20 protein-coding genes are annotated in these 17203 nt (G+C 71.5%); 5 read left to right on the forward strand and 15 right to left on the reverse strand.

Features of this window, described 5'->3' with window-relative positions; all coding sequences use genetic code 11:
* Window positions 1–91 precede the first annotated feature (91 nt).
* Entirely contained in the window at window positions 92–1492 is a 1401-nt protein-coding gene (locus tag AB0J76_RS02910) for a hypothetical protein (protein ID WP_352321352.1), read from the reverse strand.
* A 43-nt stretch (window positions 1493–1535) separates the two neighbouring features.
* Between AB0J76_RS02910 and AB0J76_RS02915 the strand changes: the two genes are divergently transcribed.
* Together AB0J76_RS02915 and AB0J76_RS02920 are read left to right on the forward strand one after the other, a co-directional pair.
* Window positions 1536–2096: a hypothetical protein gene (locus AB0J76_RS02915; RefSeq protein WP_352321350.1), complete on the forward strand. Its 561-nt coding sequence runs from the start codon at window positions 1536–1538 to the stop codon at window positions 2094–2096.
* Between the two features lie 36 nt (window positions 2097–2132).
* Window positions 2133–2681 (forward strand): hypothetical protein, encoded by a 549-nt coding sequence (locus tag AB0J76_RS02920; RefSeq protein WP_352321348.1) that lies wholly within the window; start codon window positions 2133–2135, stop codon window positions 2679–2681.
* 72 nt (window positions 2682–2753) lie between these two features.
* Here AB0J76_RS02920 and AB0J76_RS02925 read toward each other — a convergent pair whose 3' ends face one another.
* From AB0J76_RS02925 to AB0J76_RS02950, 6 genes are all read right to left on the reverse strand, one after another.
* The gene (locus AB0J76_RS02925) at window positions 2754–4232 is read right to left on the reverse strand and encodes a hypothetical protein (RefSeq protein ID WP_352321346.1); all 1479 of its coding nucleotides are present in this window, start codon (window positions 4230–4232) and stop codon (window positions 2754–2756) included.
* On the reverse strand, window positions 4229–5296 hold the full coding sequence (locus tag AB0J76_RS02930) for a S8 family serine peptidase (protein WP_352321345.1): 1068 nt from the start codon (window positions 5294–5296) through the stop codon (window positions 4229–4231). Before AB0J76_RS02930 ends, AB0J76_RS02925 begins: the two co-directional genes overlap by 4 nt.
* A gap of 98 nt (window positions 5297–5394) precedes the next feature.
* Complete coding sequence (locus tag AB0J76_RS02935) at window positions 5395–5895, reverse strand: hypothetical protein (protein ID WP_352321343.1); 501 nt, start codon at window positions 5893–5895, stop codon at window positions 5395–5397.
* On the reverse strand, window positions 5886–6737 hold the full coding sequence (locus AB0J76_RS02940) for a hypothetical protein (RefSeq protein ID WP_352321341.1): 852 nt from the start codon (window positions 6735–6737) through the stop codon (window positions 5886–5888). Before AB0J76_RS02940 ends, AB0J76_RS02935 begins: the two co-directional genes overlap by 10 nt.
* A complete protein-coding gene (locus AB0J76_RS02945) occupies window positions 6734–7285 on the reverse strand; it encodes an RNA polymerase sigma factor (RefSeq protein WP_352321339.1) in 552 nt (183 codons plus the stop codon). Before AB0J76_RS02945 ends, AB0J76_RS02940 begins: the two co-directional genes overlap by 4 nt.
* A 101-nt stretch (window positions 7286–7386) precedes the next feature.
* Window positions 7387–8145, reverse strand: a complete 759-nt coding sequence (locus tag AB0J76_RS02950; RefSeq protein ID WP_352321337.1) for a hypothetical protein — start codon at window positions 8143–8145, stop codon at window positions 7387–7389.
* Window positions 8146–8266: 121 nt separating this feature from the next.
* On the opposite strand from AB0J76_RS02950, the gene AB0J76_RS02955 reads away from it, so the two are divergent.
* Entirely contained in the window at window positions 8267–9175 is a 909-nt protein-coding gene (locus AB0J76_RS02955; RefSeq protein ID WP_352321335.1) for a hypothetical protein, read from the forward strand.
* Between the two features lie 15 nt (window positions 9176–9190).
* Here the strand turns inward: AB0J76_RS02955 and AB0J76_RS02960 are convergent, their stop codons facing one another.
* The 5 genes from AB0J76_RS02960 to AB0J76_RS02980 all read right to left on the reverse strand — a co-directional run bounded on the left by AB0J76_RS02960 (window position 9191) and on the right by AB0J76_RS02980 (window position 11549).
* Complete coding sequence (locus AB0J76_RS02960) at window positions 9191–9544, reverse strand: YbaB/EbfC family nucleoid-associated protein (RefSeq protein WP_352321333.1); 354 nt, start codon at window positions 9542–9544, stop codon at window positions 9191–9193.
* A 17-nt stretch (window positions 9545–9561) separates the two neighbouring features.
* Complete coding sequence (locus tag AB0J76_RS02965; protein ID WP_352321331.1) at window positions 9562–9912, reverse strand: hypothetical protein; 351 nt, start codon at window positions 9910–9912, stop codon at window positions 9562–9564.
* A 528-nt stretch (window positions 9913–10440) separates the two neighbouring features.
* Window positions 10441–10803 (reverse strand): nuclear transport factor 2 family protein, encoded by a 363-nt coding sequence (locus AB0J76_RS02970; protein WP_352321329.1) that lies wholly within the window; start codon window positions 10801–10803, stop codon window positions 10441–10443.
* Window positions 10804–10924: 121 nt separating this feature from the next.
* On the reverse strand, window positions 10925–11200 hold the full coding sequence (locus tag AB0J76_RS02975) for a hypothetical protein (protein ID WP_352321328.1): 276 nt from the start codon (window positions 11198–11200) through the stop codon (window positions 10925–10927).
* 82 nt (window positions 11201–11282) lie between these two features.
* Window positions 11283–11549, reverse strand: coding sequence for a hypothetical protein (locus tag AB0J76_RS02980; protein ID WP_352321327.1), 267 nt, complete (start codon window positions 11547–11549; stop codon window positions 11283–11285).
* A gap of 169 nt (window positions 11550–11718) precedes the next feature.
* Here AB0J76_RS02980 and AB0J76_RS02985 point away from each other — a divergent pair, with 169 nt between their 5' ends.
* Window positions 11719–12999 (forward strand): esterase-like activity of phytase family protein, encoded by a 1281-nt coding sequence (locus tag AB0J76_RS02985; protein ID WP_352321326.1) that lies wholly within the window; start codon window positions 11719–11721, stop codon window positions 12997–12999.
* 9 nt (window positions 13000–13008) lie between these two features.
* Here AB0J76_RS02985 and AB0J76_RS02990 read toward each other — a convergent pair whose 3' ends face one another.
* The 3 genes from AB0J76_RS02990 to xylA are packed head-to-tail and all read right to left on the reverse strand — an operon-like array spanning window position 13009 to window position 16000.
* Entirely contained in the window at window positions 13009–14112 is a 1104-nt protein-coding gene (locus AB0J76_RS02990) for a Gfo/Idh/MocA family oxidoreductase (RefSeq protein WP_352321325.1), read from the reverse strand.
* On the reverse strand, window positions 14109–14852 hold the full coding sequence (locus AB0J76_RS02995) for a sugar phosphate isomerase/epimerase (protein WP_352321324.1): 744 nt from the start codon (window positions 14850–14852) through the stop codon (window positions 14109–14111). The genes AB0J76_RS02990 and AB0J76_RS02995 overlap by 4 nt, the downstream gene beginning before the upstream one ends.
* On the reverse strand, window positions 14849–16000 hold the full coding sequence (gene xylA / locus AB0J76_RS03000) for a xylose isomerase (RefSeq protein WP_352321322.1): 1152 nt from the start codon (window positions 15998–16000) through the stop codon (window positions 14849–14851). The genes AB0J76_RS02995 and xylA overlap by 4 nt, the downstream gene beginning before the upstream one ends.
* Before the next feature lie 90 nt (window positions 16001–16090).
* On the opposite strand from xylA, the gene AB0J76_RS03005 reads away from it, so the two are divergent.
* Window positions 16091–17203: an ROK family transcriptional regulator gene (locus tag AB0J76_RS03005; protein ID WP_352321321.1), complete on the forward strand. Its 1113-nt coding sequence runs from the start codon at window positions 16091–16093 to the stop codon at window positions 17201–17203.

Here is a 17203-nt window from a genome sequence, read left to right on the forward strand (position 1 = left end):
TCCGGGCGGCCTGCACTCCATCGGCACACCCAAGCCTCATCCGGAGTCACGGCCACAGGCGGGCCGGAAGGCCCGGGAAGTAGGCGGCCGCCTACTGGTTCCCGGGTCGGTAGCCGGGCGGCGGGCCGTTCTTGATGTGCCAGGTCCTGCCGGTCGCCAGGTCGAGGAAGAAGTTCTTGCGCTCCCCGTCCCCCGAGTCCCGGCGGACCTGGAACGGGCCCTTGCTCGACCAGCCGGTGCCCGAATCGATCGGGTCCCCGCCGGGGAGTCGGGGGCGCACGCGATGGATGCGCTCGCCGGTGGTGAGGTCGTAGGTCTCGACGAGGTTCCCGTCGTCACTGATGATCAGAAGTCGGCTTCCGTCCGGTTTGAGGAAGGCGGTGTGGGATCGCAGGAGCCCGTCCGGGATGGCGGTGCTCAGCAGCTCCTTGCCGCGGTGGTCGTAGGCGATCAGGCGGGAAGCCGTCCTGACCACCGTCCCCGCCGAGTTGACTTCGAGCACCTTCAGCACGCCGGGAAGCGTGATTCCGCTCCAGGCCCTGGTGTCGATGACGCGGGTGCCGTTCCTGGTCAGGGCGACGTACCTGCCGCGTTCGCTGATGCTCACCTCGGGCACGTCCGTGTCGGCGAGCGGCCCGCCGAGTTCATGCCGGTTCGCTTCGTTCTGGTGGACCATACGACGCGAGGTCCGGTCCAGGTAGACGACGGATCGCCGATCGGGGCTCACCACGAACGGCGCCGCCTTCGGCGCCCCACCCTTCATGACGACATATGGCGCGGCCTGCGGGAACGGCACGTCGTCAACCAGCCAGTAGCGGCACGGCGCGTCCAGTTCGTCGATCCACGGACAGGTGGGCCGCTTGACCTCGCCGATCTCCTGGAACGAGACCTGCTGCTCCTCGACCCGTATGGGCATCGTGTACTGCGGCGATTCGCTCGGCAGCGCCCGTCCGGGAGCCAGGAAAACGCCAGCCAGCACAATCGCGGCGCCCGCCGAATAGCGCGCGCGAACAGACCATCGGCCAATGGCGGACTCGGTTTCATCTGCCTTTTCCGGCCCGGCATTCCGCTCGGCGTACAGTATCGCCGCTATCACCGCGACCACGATGACGGCGTGCGCAAGCCGCGTGAGAGTGATTCCCTGCGCTGCCAGGAGGTAGCAGCCTGTCACGGCGGACGCGAATACGGCGAGCAGCCATGCCTGGCGATATACGGCCTCCGTGACCGGCGCCCGTACGACGCGGAACACCGAAACGGCGCACCACCCCACGACGAGATAGAACGGATCCGCGGTCAGCCCCGCCACGGGGGCCGCCAGGACGACGGCCGCCAGCCGCCACCGGCGCACACCGGCGAGATGGCCGACGACCCGGCGGGCGTCGGTCTCCTCGGCCGGGAGGCCCGTCAGGGCGACGAACCTGCCGAGACGCCCCTGACCGAGGGGCGCGGCTGCCGCCGGCACGGTGATCAGCGCCGCCGCCCAGAAGATCAAGGGGGGTATCGTCACAAGGCGTCACGATATATGGTTCCGTCTCGTGAGTTTAGCGGATATATGGCAGCAATTTGGCGTCGCCCCGCGTACGCGATTACCGTTCGTGGTGTCCGGTTGTCTCGTGCTGATGTGCGTCGCGGGCGGCTTGTGGTGGACGGGGTCGATAACGCCGAACATCCGCTGGAGAATCGACAGCTTCTTTCTCACCGCCCACGTTGACGACAATGGTGTGTTGTCCACCAGAGCCTGGATCGAGCTGGAGAACCAGGCGATTTCTCCATTCACCATCACGGATATCTCGATGGCCATACCGGGCCTGCGACTGCTCCCTCCCGAGGACACGCAGGACGATCCCGCCAAGTTCACCGTCAGGGGCGACGACTCGGAGACGGTGATCCGGCGGATCGTCATCACCGACTGCGCGGCGGTGCCGCACGAGCCGCAGCCGATCCGCTTCACCTACCGGACCTGGCTGGTCTCGGGCACGTCTGAGGTGGTGCTGGACCCGTGGCAGATGACGGTGGGCGAGCGTCGCGTTCCCGTGGCCTGGCAACGCGCCCTGGCCGGCACGGTGTGCAACAAGGCAGTGAGCGGCGAGTTCTGACGACCACCTCAGGGCCTCGGGAGAGAAGGGCACCACGTGCGTCCCGTCACGAAGATCGCCACCGGGCTGGTCATCGCCTTCGGTGCGCTCCGCCTCAATGGCCTCGACCTGCTGTTCGACCCCGTCGGCTGGGGCCTGTGCGCCGCCGGGCTGCTCTCGTTGCAGCGACCGGGCGACGCCTTCGCCACGGCCCGGCAGTGGGCGTTCTGCATGGGCCTCGTCTCGCTGGTGCCCGTCGCGATCGGCCCAGGCACGGACGAGCCGATCAGGCTGGTGATCGGCTTCGTCGGCACGGCCGGCCCACTGATCACGGTCTGGCTGATCGCGGACGCCCTTATCACCGCCATGCGCGCACACGGCGACAACTCCCAGGCCGCCCTGCTGGACGTGTTGCGCTGGGCCGTGGCCGGTCTGGGCGCGGCCGGCCTGCTGGCCGGGTACGGCTACGCCGAGCTGTCACCTGTGCTGCTCGTCGCGTGGTTCGCCGCCTTGGTCGTGCTCATCGTCGTGCTCTATCGCTCGTCCGGCCTGCCGTACTTCTCCGCGCCCTCGCCGATCCCCGACGACGAGGTGAGCTCGACGTAGCACGCGCACGGGCGGCGGGTGAGTCAGCCGGCTGTGCCCGGCCGTGCCCCCGATGCACGGCCGGGCACCGGTTCAGCCCACCGCGTAGGCGCGGATGACCGTCTGGGTCAGCCGGGTGGTGGGGGTGTCCGTGACGGTTGCGCGCAGGGAGACGAATCCCGCTGTGCGGGGGTTGAGGACCACCGCCAGCCAGCCCCGGGCGGATCGTGTTACCGGGACGGGACGCCAGGTTCGGCCGTCGTCGTCGGAGGTCTCAAGGCGTACCCGGGTGCCCTCCTGGCGGGATGAGGGGTCGAGGGTGAGGGGGGTGCGGGTGCCCGGGCGAGCGCGGTTGTGGTCGTCCAGGGTGGGGGTGAGGCGGACCGCCGTCAGGGGCGGCGGGCGGTGGCCGTCGGCGCTGGAGGCGCGGAACGTCCAGACGGACTCGACGGCGGTCGAGAGGGCGGAGTAGGGCACCCCGCGGCGGGCCGACGCCTTCAGGGTGTACGTGGCGGGCTCCGGACGCAGGGCGGCGTGGAGCACGCACTCATTGGGCCGTTCCGTCGCGCATCCCGCCAGGTCGGTCTCGGCCAGCGTCCGGCCGCCGGCGGTGAGGGTGGCGGTGCCGGTGGCCGCGTCGTCGGCGCCCCTGTGGCCGGCGACGCCGTCGGCGAACAGGTCGCCCACCGGAACGGTCAGCTCGTCACCCGATCGGGTCGCGACGGGCGCGGACGGGCCGGTCACGGCGGCGTTCCACACCTCCGTGGTGCTCCCCCGCTCCAGCCTGACCGGGGCACCGGCCACGAGGGACGTGCCGACCTGGAAGCCGCTGTCCCACACCAGTCCCGGCGTCCGGTAGTGGGTGAGGGTGCTCGGCAGTTCCACGTCCTGCCCGGGGGCGGCCATGATCCCGGGCCTGTCCTCGACGAGCCTCGGGCCGAAGTACGGAAGTCCGGTCGCCGCCGCGGCCGCGGCCCGGTACGTCGCCGTCACCTTGACCAGGTCAACCCGCCGGGCGGCGTAGAAGGGGTTGTCCGGCAGCCCGTCGGTGTGGGTGTTGACCAGGTCGTAGACGTACGGGCTCGGCGTGCGGGTCCTGCTCGTCCACATGTTCCTGGTCAGGAATCGCAGGCCCGGCGCGCGTGCCGGGACGACGTAGGTGTCCCAGCCCGGTGCGGACCAGCTCGAGAACCCGTAGGACCACGCGCCGTCGGCCAGTTCGACGATGAGTTCGGCGCCCGGCACGGCGTCCGGGTCGTCCACGCTGAAACCGGCTCGCCTGCCGTCGTGGGCGTCGACGGTCACCTGCCGGTCCTGGTCGAGATCGAGCCGGGCGTGGGCCAGGGTGTGTCCCGCGTCGTCGTAGATCTCGGTGTACAGGTTCCACTCGCGCTCGGGCAGCCTGAGCCGGGCCGTCCCGTCAACGAGGGGGACGTCGCGGCCGGCGCCCGTCCGCGCGTCGTACACCTGGATGAAACCCGCTTCGGCGGGCCGGCCAGCCCGGTCGAGCGCCTTGACGGTCACGTTGTGGGACTCGGGCTCGACGTACGCGCCGGCCAGGGTGCGGATCACCGTGTCGCCCGACCTGGCGATGATCGTGGCCAGGTGATCGCCGGACGCCTGTCCTTGGCGTCGATCGTCACCGTGACCGTCGCCTGCCCCTTGGCGGGCACCTGGAGACGTCGCGCGGAGAGCCGCACCACCTCGCCGTCGGCGGTCAGGTCGAGGTCGACGGGGGCGTCACCGGCGTTGTCGTACGTGACGGTCCCGGTGGAGACCCGCTCGCCCGTCCCGTCGGAGGGGAAGTACGCCCACACGCGCTCCGGCACGGCGACGACCTGCTGGGCCAGCGCGCGGACGACGTCCACCCGGCCGGTCCCCTGCCGGTACGGCGTCAGGCCGGGAAGCGGCGTGGCGCTGCCCGTCAGCGCGGCCTTGAGCCGTTGCCCGGTCCAGTCGGGATGAAGCTGGGCGAGGATCGCCGCGGCGCCCGCCACGTGCGGCGCGGCCATGGAGGTGCCCGACATCGCCACATGCGCCTCGGTCCCGGCCCCGCCCGCCTTCGCAGCCACGATCCCCACGCCGGGCGCGGTGATGTCCGGTTTGATGGCGTGATCGCCCTCACGGGGGCCGCTGCCCGAGGAGGCGGCGATGCGGTCCTGGTGGTCGACGGAACCGACGGTGAGCGCGGCGTCCGCGCTGCCGGGGCTGGTGACGGTGGTGCTCCGGTTGCCCGAGGCCGCGACGAACAGCGTGCCGTACCGCTGCGACAGCGTGTTCACCGCCTGCTCGACCGGGTCGAGGTCCAGGGTGTCGGGGGCGCCGAAGCTCAAATTGACGATCTTGGCCTTGACCTCGGCGGCGGCCCACTCCATGCCCGCCAGGATCGCCGACTCGGTCAGTCCGAAGGCGGTGCCGGCCTTCGCGACGGCGAGCTTCGCGCCGGGCGCGATCCCCCGGTACTTCGCGTCGGCTCCCGCGATGATCGAGGCGACGTGGGTGCCGTGCCCGGTGTTGTCGCGGATGTCGGGCTCGTCGGTGAAGTTCTTCTCCTGGGTGACCACGCCTTTCAGGTCGGGGTGGTCGGGGTCGTATCCGCTGTCCAGGACGGCCACCGTGACCCCCTTGCCCGTCATGCCCTGCTTCCAGGCCTGGGTCGCGCCGATCTGCTCGGCGCTCTGGTCGAGGCTGTAGGAGCGGCGGCCGTCCAGCCACAGCTTGGTGGATCCGGCCGTCAGGGAGCGGGCGCCGGCCGCCAGGTCTGCCCGGCGGACGCCTTGGCAACGTTCATCGCGCTCATCCCGAGCCCGCCGAGCGGCCGGGCCCGCTCGGTCCCCCGGAGCGCCGGGGCCGTCCCTCGGGACGACTGGACGATCAGCGGGATGTCCGGCCGGTCGGCGTCGCCGTACCGCCAGGCCAGCAGTTGGGTGACGTCGAACAGCCGCCGGTCGAGCAGGTTCGCCGCGACCAGCGGCCGGGCGTCGGACGGGATCACGTACAGGTGACCGTCCTGGACCTGGCCGCTGAACGCCACCCGCCGGCCCGGACCCGGTTGCACGCGGTATCCGCCGCCGCCGGTGACCACCACGCGGTCACCGGTGATCAGCGTGACGCCGCCCGCCCGGCCCGCGTCCACGGGCTGCGGAAGGTCGTCCTGACGGTCCGGCGCGGGCACGACGCCGACCGTCGCGGCCACCAGGACGGCGGCCAGCGCCTTGTTCGGGATCACGGGCATCCGGCCTTCTCCTTCAGCGTGCGCACGAGGTCGGCGGGCAGGTCCGAGTCGCTGACCTGGACTGCCGCCTTGCCGGCCATCGTCAGGTAGCCGCCGACGACGTGCATGGACTCCGGGACCGACGTCTTGGTCACCGGCTCGGTGTTCTTGCCCTCGTCCGTCCAGAAGGCGGGACCGAGGACGTCGAACGCCTGGATGTCCACCCCCCGGTCCTTGAGCAGGGCGCGCACCTCGCTGACGGGCCTGTTGTAGTACGGCGCGCAATGCATGGGCTCGCCGGGCACGTCGAAGCCGGTGATGATCTGGTATTCCTCACCGGGACGCGCCTCCCGGCCGAGGAAGAGCTCGGCCGAGCCCTTGAAGTCCCGGCGGACCTTGATGCTGATCGGGCAGCCGCCCACCGCCTCGCAGCCTTCCTGACGGTCGATCACCTTGATCCCGTCCGGTTCCACCATGCTCGGGGCGACCGAGCCGACGCTGCTGGGCGTGGAGGGCAACAGGCGCAGCTTGATGTCGAGGCCGGCGTCGCGCAGCTGCCGCTGGTACTCCTCCGGCTTGGCGAACACGTCCGTGACCTCGATGACGAAGTAGCCGCCCTCCTCCTTGACGTCCAGGGCAGAGGCCGAGGCGGGCCCGAGGGCGACGACGACGGCCAGCGACGCCGCGAGGGCGCCCAGCGCGGCCGGCAGCACGAACAGGGCACGCCGCCTTTTGGGCGCGGGCACGGCCGGAGCGGGCTCGTCCTCCATGATCTTGTACATCGTCTCCATGGCGCCGGGCGTCAGTCCCGGCCCGGCGGGCGGGGCGAGCCGCCTGACGATGTCGTCGGGCTGCGGGTTCATGAGGTCTCCTTGGCGAGACGGACGGCCCGCGGGCCGTACCGGGCGAGATCGGGGTCGGCGGCGGCGAGCTCGGCGGCCAGGCGCTTGCGTGCGCGGTGCAGGCGCTGCCGGACGGCGAGGCGCGAGCAGCCGAGCACCTGCGCCAGCTCGGCGTTGCCGAGCCCCTCCCAGGCGACCAGCGAGAGCACCTCCCGGTCGTCGGCGGACAGCCGCATGAAGGCCGCGCGGGCGGTCTCGGGCACGGTGTCCGCCGCCGGGCCGGTCCATTCCGCGAGTTCGGTGCGCAGGCGCGTGGTGAGCGCCGCCCGGCGGGACTCGCCGCGGCGGTGGTTGGCCAGGGTGCGCCGGGCCACGCCGTACAGCCAGAGCCGGGCGCGGTCGCCGGTCGGCACCTCGCCGAGCCGCCGCCACGCGGTCGTGAACGTCTCGGCGATGACGTCGGCGACGTCGTGAGGCTCGTCGCTGCGCCGCCGCACATAGCCGGAGACGGTCGCGTAGTGCTCGGTGTAGAGCTCCTCGAAGCGTTGCCGGGGGTCCGGTGGGCCCACGCGGTCGTCCCTTCCGTAGGGGTATGTCACAACAAGCAGGTGTCCGGATGGTTCCAGGCGTGACAGACGAATACGGAGAAGGCCGCTCGGCGTCGGTGCCGCTATCTCGGAGGGTCGGTGACGCCGCCTTCGCCCTGCCGGTCGGCGTTAGCGCGGGCCCCGGAGGTCGTCTGGCCGAAGAAGAAGCCGAGAATGACCAGGAAGGCGCTGGCCACGAGCTCGGGGATCGCGGTCGCGGTGAACATCGCGATGACGAGGGCGACGCCCAGCAGAATGAGCAGCACCGCGCCGATGAGAATGGCCACCGGTTCGCGCTCGAGGAACGACCAGCGCATCCGCCATTTCCGCTCGCTGATCTCGATGTCCCTCAGGGCCATGTCGATGTCGTCGAGCTGCGAGGCGGCGGTCTGCTCAGCCAGCGCGCGCTGCTCGGTGAGCAGAGAAGAGATCATCCCGTAGAGCTCGTCGCGGACCTCCGGGTCGTCGACCTTCCGGCTGACGACCTCCTGGACGTCCTGCAGTTGTTCCTGCGGATAGACGACGCGAATACGGTCGATGACGGCTCGCTTTCGCTCCAGCAATATGGGCAGGGCGCCGATGGAGACCGTCGCCTCGGCGCCGGTCTTGGCGATTATCGCGCCGGCCGAGGCGCTGATCTTCAGCGCGAGCGTGCCGAACTGTGACGGGTGCGCGATGGCCCGGTTCACCCGGTCGAGCGAATCCTTCAGCTCGGTCAAGGACTGCTGCTCGATCTGCTGCTGGCCGAGCCCCATGAGCTGCATCTGGGGTTCGTAATAAGCCCGCGCGGTCTCCACGTAACTCGCCAGTTGTGAAACCGGGACGATGGGCGTTCGGCTCATGACCGGAAACCTATCCGGACCGGCAGGTGAACAGCGGCGGAAATCTGGGACTGGCGTTATCGATGTTATTGATGGGATGATCCCACAACTGATTGTCGATTCCAGCAGAAGGGGTTGTCGAATGAGTCCGTCTTCCCGGGCGCTGCCGATGGCGGGGTTCATGTTCTCCGCCGTCGGAGTGGGCGGCGTGGTTCTGCAGATGTTGAGCGTGGCCTATCCGGACGGCGATCCGGCGAAGACGCGGGCGGCCGCGGGGTTGTTGCGGCAATTGGCGGGACGCGTGGACGCCAGCCTTGACGACGTCGAGGAGGTCGCGTCCCGGGTCTGGCTGCCGCCGAATTCCGGCGTGGGCATCGACGCGTTCCGGACGTATTTCAACCAGGAGATCGCGCCCTATCCGCCGCGCGTCGCCGCCTACATCCGAGGACTGGCGGACGCGGTCGAGGATTACGCCGAATTGCTGGAACGGACCCAGCACACATTGCGCACGATGGCCATGATCCAGTGGATCGAACTGCTGATGTTCTTCTGCTGGCCGGCGATCGACAAGAAGGTCCAGGTGATGATCAACTGGGCGATACGCAGGTCGCAGGCGCGGCTGTTGCTCAAGATGTTCGAGAACGCCGTGGGCAAGCGGTTCATCTACGCCGTCGGGGGCAGCATGGCCTACACCGTGCTCGACCAGGCGGTCGTCGACGGGCTCAAGCTCGCGAGGGGCGAGGACACCGGCTCCTGGGGGGACCGCGGCGAGTACATGCTGAAGAACTTCGCCGCGGCCATGGTCTTCTACCACGTGGACCCGGCCAACTTCGGCAAGGCCGCCAACGTGCTGCCGAAGAACCCGGCGGCGCGGAACGCGGTCGTGTTCCTGACCGGGTCCACCATCTTCAGCACCACCGCCAACGCGCTCAACCGGCCGGGCGACGTCGTGGACGACCCGGTCAGCCTGTTGCCGACCTGGCAGCAGATGCTCGCCAAGCTGGGGGTCGCCGCGGGCCAGGACCAGTTCAGGCGGTGGCGCCGGTACTGAGTGCCGGTCACGTCGTCAGTCCCGGGTGAAACGACGGATCTCGTCGGCGAAAGGGCTCAGACCGGTCGTCATCAGGCCGGTCATCTGGGCGGCGAGGTCCTCGGCCGCGGCGTTCGCGGCGGCCAGGACGGCCTCGGCCAGGGCGTCCGCGCCCAGTCGCATGGCCCGCGGATCGATGCGCAGGCCGCCGAGCGCGCCGGTCGGCAACACCTCGGCCGTCACCTGGCCGTCGGCGGCCTCGCCACGGCCGCGGACGGCGTCGAGGCTCTCCTGCAACTCCTCCAGCGGGCGGACGTCGGCCTGGAACTGGCCGAGGAGGTGGCGCATCTCGTCGTCGAGGTAGGGGGTGGGGTCTTCGGGGGTGGTCATCGGGGGCTCCAGGGGTGTCAGATGAGCTGTCCGTCCTTGGGGGCGAGCTTGGGCGGGTCGGACACTTCGGGCAGGGATGCGATGGTGGCCCAGTTGGCGACGTCGAAGCTGGTCCGCATGTCGGCCAGGCGGTCGGCCACCGCCGGGTAGACCTCGCGCAGGGCGTCGACGTAGGTCTCGGCCTTTCCCAGGGCCGTCGCGTAGTTCTTCTTGAAGGTGTTCGCGGTCTCGTCGGTGCCGGCGAAGTCGCCCAGTGCGTCGAGGGCGTCGAGGATGCGGCGGGTGTCGTTCGCGAATTCGGTGCGCTCGGCCAGGAAGGCGCCGGCGGCCTTGGTGAAGGTGGTGCCGTGCACCTCGGTGGTCGGCATCCCAGGGCCCTGGGGGCCGGCCGCGCCCGGGGCGGGGGCCGAGGGGGTGGCGCTCGGGGCGGGAGCCACCCCTGAAGGGCTCGGTGTCGCACTGGGGGTGGTGGTCGGGGTCGGGGTCGGGCTCGCGGTGGGGGTCGGGCTTGCGGTGGGGGTCGGGGTGCCGGTGGGGGTCGGGGTGCCGGTCCCGGTCGGGGTCGGCGTCGGCGTCCCGGTCGGAGAGGCTGTCCCGGTCGGAGAGGCTGTCCCGGTCGGAGTGGGGGTTCCGGTCGGAGTCGGGGTCCCGGTCGGAGTCGGGGTCCCGGTGGGCGACGGGGTTGCCGTGGAGGTGGGGGTCGGGGTGGGGTACGGGGTCGTGGGGCTGGGGGTCGGGGGCTCACTGGGGGTCGGGGGCGTGGGGCTCGGGGCGGGCGTACCGGTCGGGGTGGGGGTGGGCGGCTCGTAGGTGGGCATGGCGGTTCTCCTGTCGGTACGTGGCCGCCGGCGGCGCACGGATTTGTCCACAATACCGACAGGAATAGCAGGAAGCCGCTACGACTCGTGGACGGGGGCGAGATCGGCGAAGATGCGGTAGTCCGAGATCAGGCCGTCGTCCCGGGTGCGCCAGATCGACACGGCCACCACCGCGGCGTCCTTGCCGTCGAGCCGCCGGTACGTCACCTCGGTCTCGGCGATCGTGTCGGCCCCCACCTGCCAGTCCCGGACGATCCGGTGCCGCAGGCCGCCGATGGTCGAGTAGAACGTCCGCAGGCCGGCGGCGACGGCGTGGCGTCCCACCATGGGCTCGGCGTTGCCGAACACCAGGGTGGCGTCCTCGGCCAGCAGCTCGGCGAACGTGTCGGGGTCGAACGAGTCGACCGCCTGGAAAACGCGTCGTACCACATCGTGGGACATGTTGATCATTCCTCACGTGGACGGGGTCCGCTGGTGGGGACGATACGGGACGACGCGTTCCCGTGCGACAGGCCGGCGCGTCCGGCGCTTCCGGCACACAGCCGGGCGTTCCGGCGGGTGCTCAGGCGGGCGAGGTCCCGCCGGGAGCGGCCGGCGACTCGAAGGTGATCGACACGATGGCGCTGATGGCGAGGTTGTGCTCCCGGACGCCGGAGGTCCGCTCCGAGGACTCGACGGTGACGACGGAGTCGCCCCGGCGGGTGACGTGGCCGGTGAAGGAGTCACCGCTGAGCAGGCGTACCGAGATGACCCGGTTCTCGTGGCGGGCGTTGTCGAGGAGCGCGATCCAGGAGGTGATGAGCCCGGCTCCGGGGGGTTCAAAAGGGTCTTGGGTCATGAGCAGCCCTCTGCCCCGAACAAGGGGAAGGGAACGGCCGGTCCGGGGACCTCACCGGCAGGAAAGGACGCCCGGCTCGGGCTCAGCGCGTGCAGCCCTCGCCCGACAGGGAGCCGTTCCAGGAGAAGGCCGTGCGGCACAGGTACGTGCCGGGGTCGGGGCCGGCCATGATCGTGACGTTGACGTTCACGTAGCCGACGCCCTCGCAGTCCCGGCCGGAGATCGTGCCGTGGTCGATCCGGCCGAGGAAGCAGGTGTAGGCGCCGTCGGCGCGGGCGGCCTGCGCGGGCAGCAGCGAGCAGATGAGCGCGGCCGCCGCGGCGACGGCCGTACGCCGGATGAGGATCACGGCTCCACGGTAGGAAGCCCTCGGAGGACCACCTAGTACGACATGTCACCGGTCATCGTGAAATTTCGCAGAATGTCGTGTGACGAATTCACGCGCCCTTCAACGGCAGGACATCCAGCGTGGATACCTTTCGACCCTTATCTGTAGATTTGCTGTCAAGGGAAGCGTCATGTCTCGTTCGTTCATCGCCCTGCTGGCCGTCGGCGCGGCCCTCGCCACCACCGTCGCCGCGCCCGCCGACGCCGCCTCGGGACGGCAGCCGCGCGTCCTGTCCGACGTGACGCTGCCCGCCCCCGACCTGGCCGCCTTCGAGCCGGACATCGTCAAGAACTCCCGCGGCGTCAAGCTGGGCGGCCTCGGCAGCGGCCTGTTCCCGGCCAGGCGCGCGGGCGAGTACTGGATGGTCACCGACCGCGGCCCGAACGGCGAGCCCAAGATCAACGGCGAGAAGCGGCGCACGTTCCCGGTGCCGGAGTTCGCCCCGGCGATCGTCCGCGTGGCCGTGCGGCACGACACGGCGCGCATCGTGCAGAGCATCCCGCTGAAGACCTCCGACGGCACCCCGATCACCGGCCTGTCCAACCAGTCCGGCCACGACGAGATCCCCTACACCTGGGACGGCCTGACGCAGCTCCCCTACGACCCGAACGGCCTGGACACCGAGGACCTCGTCACCGACGGTCGCGGCGGCTTCTGGCTGGTGGACGAGTACTCCCCCTCGCTGCTGCACGTGGCGGGCGACGGCCGCGTCCTGGCCAGGTACGTGCCCAAGGGCCTGAAGCTGACCGGCGCCGGCTACCCGGTCCACGAGACGCTGCCCGCGATCCTGGCGACCCGGCAGCAGAACCGCGGCATCGAGGCGCTCGGCGTCTCGCAGGCCGAGCGCGCCCTGTACCTGGCCGTGCAGAGCCCGCTCGCCAACCCCGACAAGAAGACCGGCAAGGCGTCGAGCACGGCCCGGATCCTGCGGGTGGACCTGCGTACCGGCCGCCCGACCGGCGAGTGGGCCTACACCATGGAGAACGTCGCCGCCTTCGACCCGGCGGCCGAGCAGGGCGACATGAAGATCTCCGCCCTGAACGTGCTGAGCCCCGGCCGCCTGCTGCTCCAGGAGCGCACCGACGCCGTGGCCCGCCTCTACACCGTGGACCTGCGCCGGGCGACGAACCTGCTCGGCGGCCGGCACGACGACCCGGCCACCACGCCCTCGCTGGAGGCGTCGCTGCCGTCGGACGTCACCGTCGCCACCAAGGCCCTGGCCGTGGACCTGGCGGCGATCCCCGGCCTGCCCGGCAAGATCGAGGGCGTCGCCCTGCTCGACCCGGTGACGCTCGCCGTGGCCAACGACAACGACTTCGGCCTCGGCACCTTCGACGCCGACGGCCGCCTGGTGGACTCGGGCGTGACCAGCCGGATCCTGACGATCCGGCTGGCCAAGCCGCTCTTCTGAGCCGTCCCGTCAGGACAGCGTGCTCGCGTACGGGTCCCAGCCGGCGGGCAGGGGCTCGGGGGCCGTCGCGGCCGAGGTGATCGGGCGGAACTCGGCGCGTTCGCCCGACTCGGTGATGGCCGTCATGAGCTCCAGCACGTGCAGCGTCAGCTCGCCCGAGGCCCGGTGCGGCGTGCCCGCGCGCAGCGACCGGGCCAGGTCGAGCACGCCGATGCCGCGCCCGGCCTGCTCGGCGGCGACGGGCAGCTCGCGCCAGTCGGCGTCGTGCGGGCCGCGGACCAGCAGCGGGCCGCCGAAGGTGTTGGGGTCGGGCAGCAGCAGGGCTCCTTCCGTGCCGATGACCTCGATCAGCTTGCGGCTGACGGGCGAGTCGAAGCTGAAGGTCGCGGTGGCGGTGGCCGTGCCGGGGAAGTCCAGCAGGGCGTTGACGTGGGTGGGCACGTCCACGGGGAACAGGGTGCCGGCCTTGGGGCCGGAGCCGACGACCCGCTCGGCGCGGGCCCTGCGGGTGCCGCCCGCGACCCGGGCGACCGGGCCGAGCAGGGAGACCAGCGCGGTCAGGTAGTAGGGGCCCATGTCGAACAGGGGGCCGCCGCCGGGCCGGTAGTAGAACTCGGGATCGGGGTGCCAGGACTCCGGGCCCAGGTTCTGGAAGGCGACGGTGATCCCGACCGGCTCGCCGATCAGGCCGGAGCGCAGGGCGTGCGCCGCGGCCTGGAGCCCGGGGCCGAGGAAGGTGTCGGGGGCGCCGCCGACGCGCAGGCCCAGGTTCGCGGCCTCGGCCATGACCTTGGCCGCCTGGTCCATGTCCAGGGCGAGCGGCTTCTCGCCGTACACGTGCTTGCCGGCGCGCAGGGACTCCAGCGCGACGGCCGCGTGCGCGGCCGGAACCGTCAGGTTGACCACGATCTCGACCTCGGGCAGGGCGAGGATCTCGGCCAGGCCGCCCGAGGCGGGCACGCCGTGCTCGCGGGCCGCCGCGGCGGCCCGGCCGGTGTCGAGGTCGGCCACGCCGAGCACCCGCACGTCGGGGAAGGCGGTGAGGTTGCGCAGGTACTGGGCGCTGATCACGCCGGCGCCGACGACCGCGACACCGACGGGCCCGCCGCTCATGAGCCCTCCAGGCCGGTCAGGTGGGCGTGGCTGTCGGCCAGGGCGGTGAACAGGTCGGTCGCGCACGTGTCGAGCTCGACGATCCGCCAGGCGTCCGGCGCGGCGGCCAGGATCTCGGGCACCGGCATCGCGCCCGCCCCCACCGCCGTGTGCGGCTCGCCCTTGACCATCGGCCCGTCCTTGACGTGCAGCGCGAGCGTGCGCCCGGCCAGGCGGCCGAGCAGGGCGGGCACGTCGGCGCCGCCCACGGCCGCCCAGTACGTGTCGATCTCCAGGAACACCTCGGGGACCAACAGGTCGGCCAGCGCCTCGATGGCGTGCCGGCCGTCGATCCTGGGCTCGATCTCCCACCAGTGGTTGTGGTAGCCGATGCGCATGCCGTGCCCGGCCGCCTGCTCGGCCAGGCCGTTCAGCAGGTCGGCGGTGCGCGAGAGGCCGTCGCGGGTGGTGAACTCGGCCTCGGGGACGCCGCCGGGGATGATCACCAGGTCGGCGCCGACCGTGGCGACGGCGTCGAAGACCTCGGCGGGCTCCTGGCTGAGCAGCGCGTACGCGTGCGTGCTGCTCACCGCGAGCCCCAGGTCGTCGATCGCCTGGCGGAAGCCCTTGGGGTCGGCGGTCGGGTCGAAGGGCTCGACGGCGCCGTAACCGATGCCCGCGATGCGCTCAAGGGTGCCGTCGCGGTCGGCGGCGAGCTGCTCCCTGACGGTGTAGAGCTGGACGCTGAGCGGCCTGGTCATCCACGGACCCCCATGAGGTGTTCGAGGGCGAGCTGGTTGAGCCGGGTGAAGTGGAAGCCGCGCCGGGCCGCCGCCTCGGGGTCGAAGTCGTCGCCGGCCAGGTCCTGCCAGGTCTCGCCGGCGGCCAGCGTGGGCCGGGCCAGCTCGTCCACGCGGGAGGCGCGCAGGGCCTCCTGGACCTCGGGGTCGGCGCGGAAGGCGCGCGACTTCTCCTTCAGGATCAGGTACGTGCGCATGTTCGCGGCGGCCGAGTCCCACACGTCGTCGGGGTCCTCGGTGCGCAGCGGCTTGTAGTCGAAGTGCCGGGGGCCGTCGTAGCCGCCGTTCTCCAGCAGGTCGACCAGGAAGAAGGCGCTCTTGAGGTCGCCGTGGCCGAAGATCAGGTCCTGGTCGTACTTGGGGCCGTGCTGGCCGTTGAGGTCGATGTGGAACAGCTTGCCGTGCCACAGCGCCTGGGCGATGCCGTGGACGAAGTTGAGCCCCGCCATCTGCTCGTGGCCGACCTCGGGGTTGAGGCCCACCATCTCGGGGTGCTCCAGGTCGTTGATGAGCGCCAGGGCGTGGCCGATGGTCGGCAGCAGGATGTCGCCGCGCGGCTCGTTGGGCTTGGGCTCCAGGGCGAAGCGCAGGTCGTAGCCGCGGTCGAGGACGTACTGGCAGAGCAGGTCGAGGCCCTCCTTGTAGCGGTCGAGGGCCGCCTTGACGTCCTTGGCCGCGTCGGACTCGGCGCCCTCGCGTCCGCCCCAGCACACGTACGTGGTCGCGCCGAGCGAGGCGGCCAGGTCGATGTTGCGCATGACCTTGCGCAGGGCGTACCGGCGCACGTCGCGGTCGTTGCTGGTGAACGCGCCGTCCTTGAACACCGGGTGGGTGAACAGGTTCGTGGTGGCCATCGGGACCTTCATCCCGGTCTCGTCCAGGGCCTTGCGGAAGGCGGCGATCGCCTTGTCCCGGTCGGGCTCGACGGCCAGCAGGTCGTCGTCGTGGAAGGTGACGCCGTACGCGCCGAGCTCGGCCAGCCGGTGCACGCTCTCGACGGGGTCGAGCGCGGGACGGCTCGCGTCGCCGAACGGGTCACGGGCCTGCCAGCCCACGGTCCAGAGTCCGAAGGTGAAGCGATCGGCGGGTGTCGGAGTGAAGGATGACATTTGCTGACGTCCCCTACCTTTAGTCCATAATCTGTACATAATCCTGAGGAGGCATGCATGGTGGCGTCAAGGGGGGTCAGGCATGATTCCATGCGTGCCCGTAATCTGGCCGTGGTACTCCAGGCCGTCCACGGGCACGGCCCGCTCACCAGGGCGGCGCTGGCCGAGCTCACCGGGCTGACCAAGACCACCGTGTCCAGCCTGGTCGCGGCCCTGCTGGAGGCCGGCGCGGTGAGCGAGTCGGGCGCGGTGCGCGACGGCGAGCGCGGGCGGCCCGGCGTGGCCGTGGAGCTGAGCGGGCACCGGGTGGCCGCGCTCGGGCTGGAGGTCAACATCGACTATCTGGCCGCCTGCGTGGTCGACCTGACCCGGTCCGTACGCCTGCGCCGCATCCGCCCGGCCGACAACCGCGGCTCCGACCCGGCGGGCGTGCTGCACCTGCTGCGCGACCTGGTGAAGGAGGTCGCCGCGGAGGCCGAGGCGGCCGGGCTGCGGATCATCGGCGCCGCCCTGGCCGTGCCCGGCACGGTCGAGGACGGCCTGCTGCGCAACGCCCCCCACCTGGGCTGGCGCGACGTACGGGTGGCCGACCTGCTCGACCTGCCGTGCGCGGTCGACAACGAGGCGAACCTGGCGGCGCTGGGCGAGTTGTGGTTCGGCTCGCGGGCGACGGACTTCCTCTACGTCTCCGGCGAGATCGGCGTCGGCGCCGGGCTGGTCGTGGACGGGACCGTGTTCCGGGGCACGTACGGGCTGGCCGGCGAGCTGGGGCACGTCGTCGTGACCCCCGACGGCCCCGCCTGCCGCTGCGGCGGCCGGGGCTGCCTGGAGGTGTACGCGGGCCAGGACGCCCTGCTCGGCGACCTGGACTCGGTCGCCGCCCTGGCCGACGCGCTGGCCGGCGGCGACCGCCGCGCGCTGGCCGCCTGCACGCGGGCCGGGGAGGCGCTCGGGGTGGCGCTCACGTCGGCCGTGCACCTGCTGGACCCCGGCCGGATCGTGCTCGGCGGCATCTTCGCCCCGCTGTTCCCGTGGCTGGAGACCCCGGCCCGGGACGTGCTGGCGGCCCGGCTGGGGCAGATGCGCGGCACGCCGCCCGCCCTGGTCGTCTCGGCCAACGGCGCCGACGCGGCGGTGCTGGGGGCGGCCGGGCTGATCATCCAGCGGATCGTCGCCGACCCCGCGGACGTGCTGGGCGTGTGA

Source organism: Nonomuraea sp. NPDC049624, from assembly GCF_040675255.1.
In the GTDB taxonomy this organism is placed as follows: Bacteria; Actinomycetota; Actinomycetes; order Streptosporangiales; family Streptosporangiaceae; genus Nonomuraea.

Bases quoted from the DNA above. Each gene is read 5' to 3' on its own strand.
- AB0J76_RS02965 (WP_352321331.1), bottom strand. From the start codon at position 9,912: ATGCCGACCACCGAGGTGCACGGCACCACCTTCACCAAGGCCGCCGGC.
- AB0J76_RS02935 (WP_352321343.1), bottom strand. From the start codon at position 5,895: ATGCCCGTGATCCCGAACAAGGCGCTGGCCGCCGTCCTGGTGGCCGCG.
- AB0J76_RS02985 (WP_352321326.1), top strand. From the start codon at position 11,719: ATGTCTCGTTCGTTCATCGCCCTGCTGGCCGTCGGCGCGGCCCTCGCC.
- AB0J76_RS02955 (WP_352321335.1), top strand. From the start codon at position 8,267: ATGAGTCCGTCTTCCCGGGCGCTGCCGATGGCGGGGTTCATGTTCTCC.
- AB0J76_RS02975 (WP_352321328.1), bottom strand. From the start codon at position 11,200: ATGACCCAAGACCCTTTTGAACCCCCCGGAGCCGGGCTCATCACCTCC.
- AB0J76_RS02960 (WP_352321333.1), bottom strand. From the start codon at position 9,544: ATGACCACCCCCGAAGACCCCACCCCCTACCTCGACGACGAGATGCGC.
- AB0J76_RS02990 (WP_352321325.1), bottom strand. From the start codon at position 14,112: ATGAGCGGCGGGCCCGTCGGTGTCGCGGTCGTCGGCGCCGGCGTGATC.
- AB0J76_RS02995 (WP_352321324.1), bottom strand. From the start codon at position 14,852: ATGACCAGGCCGCTCAGCGTCCAGCTCTACACCGTCAGGGAGCAGCTC.
- AB0J76_RS02950 (WP_352321337.1), bottom strand. From the start codon at position 8,145: ATGAGCCGAACGCCCATCGTCCCGGTTTCACAACTGGCGAGTTACGTG.
- xylA (WP_352321322.1), bottom strand. From the start codon at position 16,000: ATGTCATCCTTCACTCCGACACCCGCCGATCGCTTCACCTTCGGACTC.
- AB0J76_RS02970 (WP_352321329.1), bottom strand. From the start codon at position 10,803: ATGTCCCACGATGTGGTACGACGCGTTTTCCAGGCGGTCGACTCGTTC.
- AB0J76_RS02930 (WP_352321345.1), bottom strand. From the start codon at position 5,296: ATGACGGGCAAGGGGGTCACGGTGGCCGTCCTGGACAGCGGATACGAC.
- AB0J76_RS02940 (WP_352321341.1), bottom strand. From the start codon at position 6,737: ATGAACCCGCAGCCCGACGACATCGTCAGGCGGCTCGCCCCGCCCGCC.
- AB0J76_RS03005 (WP_352321321.1), top strand. From the start codon at position 16,091: ATGCGTGCCCGTAATCTGGCCGTGGTACTCCAGGCCGTCCACGGGCAC.